Source organism: Polaromonas sp. (genome assembly GCF_016185115.1).
GTDB lineage: Bacteria > Pseudomonadota > Gammaproteobacteria > Burkholderiales > Burkholderiaceae_C > Polaromonas.
Map to the genome: position 1 here is coordinate 656,842 of NZ_JACPOF010000015.1, position 10,857 is coordinate 667,698.

At 59.4% G+C, this 10,857-nt stretch carries 10 protein-coding genes; all 10 read right to left on the minus strand.

All coding sequences use genetic code 11. The features are described from left to right. Positions 1–61: 61 nt before the first annotated feature. Positions 62–778 carry a helix-hairpin-helix domain-containing protein gene (locus tag HYX42_RS09600; RefSeq protein ID WP_293402235.1) on the minus strand — a complete coding sequence of 239 codons (717 nt, stop codon included), beginning with the start codon at positions 776–778 and terminating at the stop codon, positions 62–64. Positions 779–902: 124 nt separating this feature from the next. Further along, the gene (rfaD, locus tag HYX42_RS09605) at positions 903–1,907 is read right to left on the minus strand and encodes an ADP-glyceromanno-heptose 6-epimerase (RefSeq protein WP_293402237.1); all 1,005 of its coding nucleotides are present in this window, start codon (positions 1,905–1,907) and stop codon (positions 903–905) included. Positions 1,908–1,930: 23 nt separating this feature from the next. After that, positions 1,931–2,878 (minus strand): D-glycero-beta-D-manno-heptose-7-phosphate kinase, encoded by a 948-nt coding sequence (rfaE1, locus tag HYX42_RS09610; RefSeq protein WP_293402239.1) that lies wholly within the window; start codon positions 2,876–2,878, stop codon positions 1,931–1,933. A gap of 190 nt (positions 2,879–3,068) precedes the next feature. Beyond that, entirely contained in the window at positions 3,069–4,211 is a 1,143-nt protein-coding gene (gene lapB / locus HYX42_RS09615; protein WP_293402241.1) for a lipopolysaccharide assembly protein LapB, read from the minus strand. Beyond that, positions 4,201–4,512, minus strand: coding sequence for a lipopolysaccharide assembly LapA domain-containing protein (locus tag HYX42_RS09620; protein WP_293402243.1), 312 nt, complete (start codon positions 4,510–4,512; stop codon positions 4,201–4,203). The genes lapB and HYX42_RS09620 overlap by 11 nt, the downstream gene beginning before the upstream one ends. A 58-nt stretch (positions 4,513–4,570) precedes the next feature. Then, positions 4,571–4,894, minus strand: a complete 324-nt coding sequence (locus tag HYX42_RS09625; protein WP_293402245.1) for an integration host factor subunit beta — start codon at positions 4,892–4,894, stop codon at positions 4,571–4,573. A gap of 67 nt (positions 4,895–4,961) precedes the next feature. Beyond that, positions 4,962–6,647, minus strand: coding sequence for a 30S ribosomal protein S1 (gene rpsA / locus HYX42_RS09630; RefSeq protein ID WP_293402247.1), 1,686 nt, complete (start codon positions 6,645–6,647; stop codon positions 4,962–4,964). 146 nt (positions 6,648–6,793) lie between these two features. Continuing rightward, positions 6,794–8,800 carry a bifunctional 3-phosphoshikimate 1-carboxyvinyltransferase/cytidylate kinase gene (locus tag HYX42_RS09635; RefSeq protein ID WP_293402249.1) on the minus strand — a complete coding sequence of 669 codons (2,007 nt, stop codon included), beginning with the start codon at positions 8,798–8,800 and terminating at the stop codon, positions 6,794–6,796. 9 nt (positions 8,801–8,809) lie between these two features. Next, on the minus strand, positions 8,810–9,703 hold the full coding sequence (locus HYX42_RS09640) for a prephenate dehydrogenase/arogenate dehydrogenase family protein (protein ID WP_293402469.1): 894 nt from the start codon (positions 9,701–9,703) through the stop codon (positions 8,810–8,812). Between the two features lie 50 nt (positions 9,704–9,753). After that, the gene (gene pheA / locus HYX42_RS09645; protein WP_293402251.1) at positions 9,754–10,845 is read right to left on the minus strand and encodes a prephenate dehydratase; all 1,092 of its coding nucleotides are present in this window, start codon (positions 10,843–10,845) and stop codon (positions 9,754–9,756) included. Positions 10,846–10,857: the final 12 nt, after the last annotated feature.

A 10,857-nucleotide genomic window follows, 5' to 3' on the forward strand; every position in this document is an offset into this window, starting at 1 on the left:
ATCGACCGAGGCATAAAAAAACCCGCCAGCAGGCGGGTTTTTTTGTTGCAGCAGCGCTGAATTACTTCTTGGCGGCGCTGGCAGCGGGTTTGGCTGCATCGGCTTTTGCGTCTGCCTTTGCATCGGCCTTGGCGTCTGCCTTTGCATCGGCCTTGGCGGCTGGCTTTGCATCGGCCTTGGCGGCTGGCTTGGCATCTTTTGCTGCCTTTGCCGCTTTTGCATCAGCCTTGGCTTTTGCGTCAGCTTCTTTTTTTGCCTTGGCTGCATCAGCCTTTGCCTTCTTCTCTTCAGCCTTGGCTTTTGCTTCAGCTTCCTTCCTGGCTTTGGCTTCAGCTTTTGGGTCTGCTTTGGCTTCCGGCTTGGCGGCGGCTGCAGGCGCAGATGCTGCGGCTACAGGCTTGGCCATGGGGGCAGCTGCTGCTGCAGCGGCTGGCTTGGCATCGGCCTTTTTCTCTTCGGCTTTGGCGGCTGGCTTTTCATCCTTCTTGGCCGCTGCAGGTGCAGCAGCGGCACCCTTGTAGCCGGTGCCGCCGACGGTCAGGCCTTCTGCGGAGAACTTGGCTGCATTGCCTTCACCGATGCCCTTGACGCGGGTAATGAAGTCGTCCCAGTTCTTGAAGTCGCCTTTTTTGCGCTCGTCAACGATACGGCTGGAGATGGCGGGGCCGATGCCCTTGATGCCGTCGAGATCTGCGGCCGTAGCCTTGTTGACGTCAACAGCAGCAAAAGATACTGCCATGTACATGGCGGCGAAAAACGCCAGCAATTTTTTGAACATGAGAAACCCCTCAGAATATTTTGGATTGGAGAACTGTTTGATTCACCCTGACAGGGTGAATCTGATTAACGGCCAGCTCCGGGAGGGCGTTGACCGATGCAAGCGCCCTGTAGAAGGGAAAACCCTAGGCAATCTGCCCGAGGCTGGTCATGTAGGAGGCAACACCGCTCTGCACGTTTGAAAACAGGTGCTTGCAACCGACTGCGCGCAGGGCACCCAGGTCCGCCTGGGTATAGCACTGGTATTTGCCGGCCAGCGCCTGGGGGAAGGGTACGTAGTCGATCATGCCGCCGCGGATGGCTTCCTCAAGGCTGAGCGCTGCTTCGCCCTGCGACTGGCGCAGGGTGTTCACGACAGTCAATGCAACGTCGTTGAAAGGCTGTGCCTGCCCGGTGCCGAGGTTGAAGATGCCCGATGCTTGCGGGTTGTCCAGAAACCAGAGGTTGACCGCGACGACATCGTCGATGAAAACAAAATCGCGCATCTGCGCACCCGGAGCGTAGCCACCGTACTCGCCGAACAGCTTGACCTTGCCTTCGGCGCGGAACTGGTTGAACTGGTGAAACGCCACGCTGGCCATGCGGCCCTTGTGCTGCTCACGCGGGCCGTATACGTTGAAATAGCGAAAGCCGGCGACCTGGCTGGTGGCGTTTTCGAATTTTGCACCCAGCTCGCGGCGCAGCCGCTGGTCAAACAGCAGCTTGGAGTAGCCGTAGACGTTGAGCGGTTTTTCGAATTCGGGCGATTCGGCAAAGGTGTCCGAGCCGCCATAGGTGGCTGCCGATGACGCGTACAGAAGGCGTGTGCCCTGCTCCTGGCAGGACTGGTAGAGCTCGCAGGACAGCGTGTAGTTGTTGTCCATCATGTACTTGCCGTCAAGCTCCATGGTGTCGCTGCAGGCGCCCTCATGAAAGACCGCTTCCACCTCGCCAAATGCGCCTTCGGCGAACAGGTCGTAGAAGTCGTCTGCATCGACGTAGTCCGCAATCTGCAGGTCGGCGAGGTTTTTGAACTTGTCGCCTTCGGTCAGGTCATCGACGGCAATGATGTCGTCGATGCCGCGTGCATTCAGTCCCTTGACGATGTTGCTCCCGATAAACCCGGCAGCGCCGGTCACAACTATTTTCATGATGGATGTCCTGGTGTCTGTCTTCAGTTCGCTGCGAAGAGCTCGTCATAGCTGACGGTGGCCGTGCCGAACTTGCCGACAACAATGCCGCCAGCACGGTTGGCAACCGGCACGGCATCGCGCAGGCTCATGCCGGCAGCCACCATGGTCGCGAGGGTTGCGATCACGGTGTCGCCGGCGCCTGTGACGTCGAACACCTCGCGTGCAACGGCCGGTACATGCAGAAAGCCGGCTTCGTCAAACAGGGTCATGCCGGCCTCGGCGCGCGTGAGCAAGAGCGAGTGCAGCTTGAGAGCTGTGCGAAGGTTCTGCGCCCTGGCCTGAAGGTCTGCTTCATCACGCCAGTGGCCGATGACCTGCTCAAGCTCGGCGCGGTTGGGTGTGATCACGGTGGCGTTCTGGTAGCGCGTGTAGTCGGAACCCTTGGGGTCGACCAGCACCACCTTGCCCGCCGCGCGTGCCTGCTCGATCATGAGCGGGATGTGGGCGAGGCCGCCCTTGCCGTAGTCTGAAAAAAGAACGGCATCATGTTGAGGGTACAACTTTTCAAACGTGGCGGACTGGGATGCCAGTACCTCGTTTTCAGGCGTGTTTTCGAAGTCGAGCCGTATCAGCTGCTGCTGGCGGCCGATGACGCGCAGCTTCACGGTCGTCTTGAGTCTGGCATCGCGTCCGAAGTGAGGCGTGATGCCGGTTTTAGCGACCAGCGCTTCCAGCTGGTGGCTGGCCTCGTCATCACCGACCACCGTCAGCAAGGACGCCTGCGCACCAATTGAAACGATGTTCGATGCCACGTTGGCCGCGCCGCCCACGCGTTCTTCGGTATGCGAGATGCGCACGACGGGCACCGGGGCTTCCGGCGAAATGCGATCTACCGCGCCGTACCAGTAGCGGTCAAGCATCGCATCGCCCACCACCAGCACGCGGGCTTTTGAAATCTGTTCAGCTGTCAATTTGGAATTGGTCGTCATGTGTGTTATTCGGGCAAGTGGCAGCGTGGAACCGGCTTCGCCGGGCCACAGCTGCTGCCCCCTGCAAGGGGCTGAGAGACGCGGCTCCAGGCCAGCAAGTGCTGGCTTGGACGTCCCGAAGGGGAAGGCCTCTGGCCGCACCACGGAAGTCTTACACGCAGTGAGCGTCCGACGGGGGTGTGCCAAACTTTCATAGTTCTTCAACGCGCTTGGCTGGATAGCTGTCCCATGCCTGGCAGCCAGGACAATGCCAGAAGTGCTGGGTGGCTTCAAAACCGCAGGCCGCACAGCGGTAACGCATCAGTGGTTTGGTGGCCTGGTCCAGTGCACGTTGAACCAGCTTGTGGTTGTGCTCGGTGCCCAGGGCTTCATCAGCGATCCACCGGGATGCCGCGACCAGTGACGGCTCGCGTTCGAGGTGTCTGATGTACCAACTGCGTGCGGCCTGTCCGTCATCTAGCCGAACGATGGCTTCCAGGATGTCCACCGACGGGATCTGTTCATAGTGCGTTTTGAGCAGCGACATCACCGGCGCCTTGAGGGCTTCATTCTGCGCGATGTTCATCAGCAGGCTGGCTGCCAGCGGCAAGGCCTGCGGTGCGGCCTTTTCAAGCTGTAGCAGCGCATCGAAAGCGGCCTGGTGTTCGCCGCGCTGGTTGTGAAGTTTGGCGAGGTCTATCCACGGCCGTGCCAGCCCGGGGGCCAGGCCGGAAGCCGTTTTAAGGATCCCTTCTGCCTTGTCGACATCGCCGATGGCGAGTGCCGAGGCCGCCTGTTCACAAAGGTAATGTGCCTGCCTGCCGCTGAAGCTGCCGTGGCTGGCGCTGTCGAGCTTGCTGGCGATCTCGCTCGCATGCTGCCAGTCGCGTGAACGTTCGTAGATGGAGAGCAGTGCGAGGCGCGCTTCTTCTTCATAACTGGTGCCTTCGAGCTTGCGCAGGGCCAGCTCGGCGCGGTCCAGCAGGCCGGCCTTCAGAAAGTCGAGCGCAAGCGCGTGTTGTGCACGGTCACGCTCGGGCTGGGCGAGGTCGCCCCGTGACATGAGGTGTTCATGCACGCGCACTGCGCGTTCATATTCGCCGCGCCGCCGGAAGAGGTTGCCCAGTGCAAAGTGCAGTTCCGAGGTGTCGGGGTCGTTCTGGACGGCCTCAATGAAGGCGTCAATGGCCTGGTCCTGCTGCTCGTTGAGCAGGAAATTCAGGCCGCGAAAATACGCTTTTGGTGCCTGGCGGTTTTCTATGCGGAGCTGCCTGAGGTCAATGCGCGAGGCCAGCCAGCCCAGCGTGAAGGCGATGGGAAGGCCCAGCAGTATCCAGGTGAAATCAAAGTCCATGGCGCGGTACGCTGTTCAGGGTATCGGCCGGCGCACTTGACGACACGGCATTGTCAGCAACAGTTGTGTTGATGACCGGATGCATGCGAGACATCTTTCGTTTGCGCCACCAGCGCGGCATCATCATCAGTACGCCCAGCGCCAGGCCGCAGCTGAAGGCGGCCAGAACTACGAGTACAAGGGGTGCGGTCCACAGCGTGCCGAAAAAGAAGTAGACAGCAACGGCTTGCTGGTTGTTCAGCGCGAATGCGAAAAGCGTAAAAAAAATGGCTGCCTTAAGCAGCCACATCAGGTATTTCAATTGGTCTGGCTCCCGGAGTTTTCCAGTTCAATTGTAGCCAGCGCCTTGCGCAAGCGGCTTATTTCGGTGCCTTTGACGCCTGTGCCGTCAGCAGTTCCTGGGTGCGTGCGTCGACTGCCTCGCGCAGGGCCTTGCCCGGCTTGAAGTGCGGTACACGCTTTTCAGGAATGGCAACGCTTTCACCGGAACGCGGATTCCTGCCCATGCGGGGAGGACGCCTGTTGACCGAAAAGCTGCCGAAACCACGAATTTCGATCCGGTGCCCGCGCACCAGCGCGTCGCTGACCGCGTCAAGAATGGTCTTGACGGCGTACTCGGCATCACGGTGGGTCAGCTGGCTGAAACGTGCAGCCAGTTCTTCAACAAGATCGCTTCGGGTCATGACGATGATTGGACGGAAAAATGGCGTGCCATTGATTGCTCAGGCACGCCATGTTTCTGGAGTCCGATTATTTCTCGGCGTTGTCCATCTTGGCGCGCAGCAGTGCGCCGAGGTTGGTCAGGCCGGCGTTGTCGCGTGAAGACTGCTGGCTCAGGGAGGCCATGGCTTCCTGCTGGTCAGCGTTGTCCTTGGCCTTGACCGACAGCTGGATGTTGCGGGTCTTGCGATCCACGTTCACCACCACTGCGGAGACTTCGTCGCCTTCTTTCAGCACGTTGCGCGCATCTTCAACGCGGTCACGGCTGATTTCGCTGGCACGCAGGTAGCCAATGATGTCTTCGCCGAGGTCGATTTCAGCGCCCTTGGCATCAACGGTCTTGACCTTGCCGGTCACGATCGCGCCCTTGTCATTGATGGACACGAACGTGGTGAACGGATCGGAATCAAGCTGCTTGATACCCAGGGAGATGCGCTCGCGGTCAACGTCGACTGCCAGCACGATGGCTTCAACTTCCTGGCCCTTTTTGTAGTTGCGGACTGCGGCTTCGCCGGGTTCGTTCCACGAGAGGTCAGACAGGTGCACGAGGCCGTCGATACCGGCAGCCAGGCCCACAAAGACGCCGAAGTCGGTGATCGACTTGATCGGGCCCTTGACGCGGTCGCCGCGCTTGGTGTCCTGCGCAAACTCTTGCCATGGGTTGGCCTTGCACTGCTTCATGCCGAGGCTGATACGGCGCTTGTCTTCGTCGATCTCAAGGACCATGACTTCGACTTCGTCGCCCAGTGCCACGAGCTTGCTCGGTGCCACGTTCTTGTTGGTCCAGTCCATTTCGGACACGTGGACCAGGCCTTCGATACCTGGCTCAAGCTCAACAAATGCGCCGTAGTCGGCGATGTTGGTGATCTTGCCAAACAGGCGGGTGCCTTGTGGATAACGGCGGTTCACGCCCATCCATGGATCGTCGCCCATCTGTTTCAGACCCAGCGAGACACGGTTCTTTTCGGTGTCGAACTTCAGGATCTTGGCAACGATTTCCTGGCCAGCCGTCACCACTTCGCTTGGATGACGCACGCGGCGCCATGCCATGTCGGTGATGTGCAGCAGGCCGTCGATGCCGCCGAGGTCAACGAATGCACCGTATTCGGTGATGTTCTTGACCACGCCCTTGACGGAAGAACCTTCCTTGAGGGTTTCCATCAGCTTGGCGCGTTCTTCGCCCATGGACGCTTCGACAACTGCACGGCGTGACAGCACGACGTTGTTGCGCTTGCGGTCCAGCTTGATGACCTTGAATTCCATGGTCTTGTTCTCGTACGGAGACAGGTCCTTGATGGGGCGGGTGTCGATGAGCGAGCCGGGCAGGAAGGCGCGGATGCCGTTGACGAGGACGGTGAGGCCGCCCTTGACCTTGCCGCTGGTCTGGCCGGTGACGAATTCGCCGGATTCCAGGGCTTTTTCCAGGCTCATCCACGATGCCAGGCGCTTGGCCTTGTCGCGGGACAGCAGGGTGTCGCCGTAGCCGTTTTCAACGGAGTCGATGGCGACGGACACAAAATCTCCGACCTGGACTTCGAGCTCGCCCTGGTCGTTCTTGAATTCTTCGAGCGGCACATAGGCCTCGGACTTCAGTCCGGCGTTGACAACGACATGGTTGTGGTCGATGCGAACGACTTCAGCGGTGATGACTTCACCGGTGCGCATTTCAGAGCGCTGGAGCGATTCGTTGAATAGATCGGCAAAAGATTCAGACATTTTTTTCCTAATCCACAGAGCAGGTTTCCAATAGCACTATTGCCATTGTTTTTAAGGCTGACTGCGGCGGTTTTTGCAGCAATGCTGCGGGTTACGTTAATGAACCTGCTGACCAATGCGCTAATGAAGAGGTGGCGCGACGGGGATCAGAAGGGCCGTGTGCCTTGCCACCAGTCAATCACCTGATCAACCGACTTTTCAATCGACAGCCAGGAGTTATCCAGAAGCAAGGCGTCATCAGCAGGCTTCAGAGGGGCTGCTTTTCGCGACATGTCGCGTGCATCACGGGCCTCTAAATCTTGCTGAATCGCCGCTATTGTAGCGGGAATTCCCTTTGAAATCAACTGCTTATGGCGGCGATCCGCACGGTGCTCTGCGCTGGCAGTGAGGTAGATTTTCAGCCCTGCATCCGGGAAAACGACCGTTCCCATGTCCCGGCCATCGGCAACCAGGCCGGGCAGGGTGCGAAAACTGCGCTGAAGCTCAAGCAGGGCGAGCCGCACCTGCGGGTGAGCGGACACTCTGGATGCTGCCATGCCTGCAGACTCGGTGCGTATCGCATCGGATACGTTTTGGCCGTCCAGGAAGATCTGGTCACCCTTGAAACGCACGGGCAGGGAGCGGGCAATCGCGGCTACGGCGTCTCCGTCGTCCAGCGAAATGCCTGCCGTTGCGGCTGCATGGGCGCTCAGCCGGTACAAGGCCCCCGAGTCAAGGTAGTGGTAGCCAAGCCGGTGCGCCGTTTCTGACGCCAGGGTGCCTTTGCCGGACGCGGTGGGCCCGTCAATGCAGATCACCGGAACAGCCGCGGTTTCGGCTTCAGCGACCTCAAACAGCGCCTCAAAATAGTCCGGGAAGGTTTTTGCCACACATTTGGGGTCAAGGATTCGCACCGGCAATCTGGCCGGGTTGAAGGCAGCCAGCGAAAAGCACATGGCCACCCGATGATCGTCATAGGTGTGGATGGCACCGGTTGTCCATTTTGTGGGGGGCGTGATTTTGAGGTAATCCTGACCCTCCTCAACAGTTGCGCCGAGCTTGCGCAGCTCGCAGGCCATCGCGGCAATGCGGTCGGTTTCCTTGACGCGCCAGCTGGCAATATTGCGCAGTACTGTCGTTCCCTCTGCGTAAAGAGCCATCACAGCCAGTGTCATGGCAGCGTCGGGAATATGGTTGCAGTCGAGGTCTATGGCCCTCAAAGGCCACCCCTGGCCGGGCTTGCCACGGGAGACACGCAGGGAATTGGGTGCGCTGCTTATCTGTGCACCCATCATGCGGGCGGCTTCCACAAAGCGGATGTCGCCCTGTATCGAGTCTGCCCCGACGCCCAAAATCTCGATGCCTTCAAACGCATCCCTGGGGGACGCAATGGCACCGAGGGCGATGAAATAACTTGCGGAGGAGGCATCCCCCTCGACATGTATGTCGCCTGGGGACTGGTAGCGGCTTCCGGCCGGAATGATGAAGCTCTGCCAGCTCGCGGCCCCATCAGATCGCTTCACGTTGATCCCGAAACGCTTGAGCAGGTTGAGTGTGATTTCGATATAAGGCCTGGAAATCAGCTCCCCTACCACCTCGATGTGAATATCCTCACTGGCAGCGATTGGCAAGGCCATGAGCAGCGCCGTGAGAAACTGGCTGGAGACATCGCCCCTGACCTTTATGGGTGCCCCAAGCCTGAAATTGCCTGGAGAAAGCCGCAAGGGCGGAAAGCCCTCGTTGCCGAGATAATCGATATTGCAGCCCAGCTGCCTCAATGCGTCCACCAGGTCACCGATAGGGCGCTCGTGCATGCGCGGCACCCCTGACAACTCGAAGTGCCCGCCCAGCAGGGCAAGCGCGGCAGTCAGTGGGCGCATGGCTGTGCCTGCGTTGCCCATGAATAGCTTCGCCTGCGACTTTGGAAGCCGCCCGCCCAGGCCTTCTATGGTGACGGTCGAGCCCCTGTTTTCGATATTGCAGCCCAGTTGTTCAAGGGCAGCAAGCATGACGGCCGTGTCGTCGGAGGCGAGTACATCGTGTACCGTGGTCTTGCCGCTGCTCAGGGCCGACAGCAGCAAAACCCTGTTGGAGATGCTTTTGGAGCCGGGCAGGCGGACAACGCCTCCCGCCCTGGCCAGTGGGGGGATGTCCAGATATTCAATGTCGAACATGCGAATGGCTTATTTGTGTGGCTTTTGCGAGCTGGAGATGCGCCAGTTCGCGCGTGTCTCGCTGGCCTGCTCAATCAGTCTTTCCAGCATGTCTCCATCTCCCGCCGTAATCAGTTTTTCAAGATTCTGAAGGGTTTGCTGAAAAATCCTTGACTGGTCAAGCAGTTCCTCGCGATTGGCGATGAGGATATCGCGCCACATCTTGGGATCGCTGGCGGCAATGCGCGAGAAGTCACGAAATCCCGGCCCCGCAAGCGACATGTATTCCTTGCCCCTGTCCTGACCTGAAATGCCATTGATCAGCGCGAAGGCGATCAGGTGTGGCAAGTGGCTGACGGCCGCATAAGCCGCATCATGCGCCTGCGGCGACATCTTGACGACGTCGCAACCCAAAGCCGTCCACACATTCACCGCTTTTTGAAGCTGGACCGTGAAAGTGCGCTCAATGGGCGTGAGGATCACCTGCTTGCCGTTGTAGAGGTTCACGTCCGCGTGTTCCACGCCCGACACTTCCTTGCCGGTAATGGGGTGCGCCGGAACAAAACACCCGACGTTGTCACGCAGCACGCGGCGTGCAGCATCGACCACATCGCGTTTTGTGGAACCTACATCCATCACCAGCGTGTTGGGTGTGATGAGGTGCCTGATGGCCTTGAAGGTGGCTTCAGTGGCAGACACGGGAACTGCAAGAAGAACAATATCGGCACCCGAAACGGCAAGCAGGGCCGAGGGCGCCTCCACATCAATCACGCCCATCTGGCGGGCGCGTTCGGTGGTGGATGGTGACTTGCTGTAGCCCACCACACGTTTGACGAGTCCGGCCCGCTTCAGCGCGAGCGCAAATGAGCCGCCCATCAGCCCGCAGCCGATGAGTCCCAACTGCTCAAACATGCAGCAGGCCAGATATTGCAGGAGAGGTTTGCATGCGCGTAAAAATTCCTGAAAACTTCATTTCAAACGCTCACCGGGTATGCGCCCAGGACCTTGTAAAACGCGCAAAGTTGCTGCAATTCGGACAGTGCGGCACTCACATGTGGTTGTGAAGGATGTCCCTGCAGGTCTATGTAGAAATAGTATTCCCACTGCCCGGAGCGGGCGGGACGGGATTCAAAGCGGGTCATTGAGACGCCGTGATTTTTAAGGGGAACCAGCAGATCATGTACTGCACCTGGACGATTGTTGACTGACACGACCAGACTGATGCAGTCCTCGCCAGATGCTGGAGGTGTGGCAAGCGTCTGGGGCAGGCAGACCACTGCGAAGCGGGTACGGTTGAATGCTTCGTCCTGGATGCCATGGGCCACCGCATGCAGGCCAAACTGCGTACCTGCCCGCTCGCTTGCAATACCTGCCCACGCGCCATTTGTAGAGGCAAGTCGGGCGCCCTCGGCGTTGCTTGACACGGCATGCCGCTTGGCATGCGGCAGGTGTGCAGTCAGCCAGCCCTGGCACTGCGCCAGAGCCTGCGCGTGCGCATATACCGACTCAATGCCCTCCATGGAGTCGGAAAGGCGCAGCAGGTTGTGCTTCACCATCAGGCTTACTTCGCCGACAATGTGCAATGGTGACGTCAGGAACAGGTCCAGTGAGCGGGAAACTACACCTTCGGTGGAGTTCTCAACCGCAACTACGCCATAGCCGGCACCGCCTGAGGCCGTCGCACGGAAGACCTCATCAACGTTGTCGCACGGAACTTTTTCAATGCTCTCGCCGAAAAATTGCAGCGCCGCCTGCTCGCTGAAGGTGCCAGCCGGGCCAAGATAGGCTACCCGAACAGGCGCTTCAAGTGCCAGGCATGCCGACATGATTTCACGCCACACAGCTGCGACATGCTCCCCCTTGAGAGGCCCCTTGTTGGCCACCTGTATCCGTTCGATGACTTTGGCAACGCGGTCAGGGCGAAAAAAAGGTGAGCCTTCCAGCCGCTTGACTTCGCCGACCTGTTCAGCGACGTGGGCACGCTGGTTGAGCAGGAGCAGCAACTCGCTGTCGATGGCATCGATCTGCACGCGCAGTTCTGCGAGGCTTTTTGTGGGTTGGGACACGTTGGGAGATTG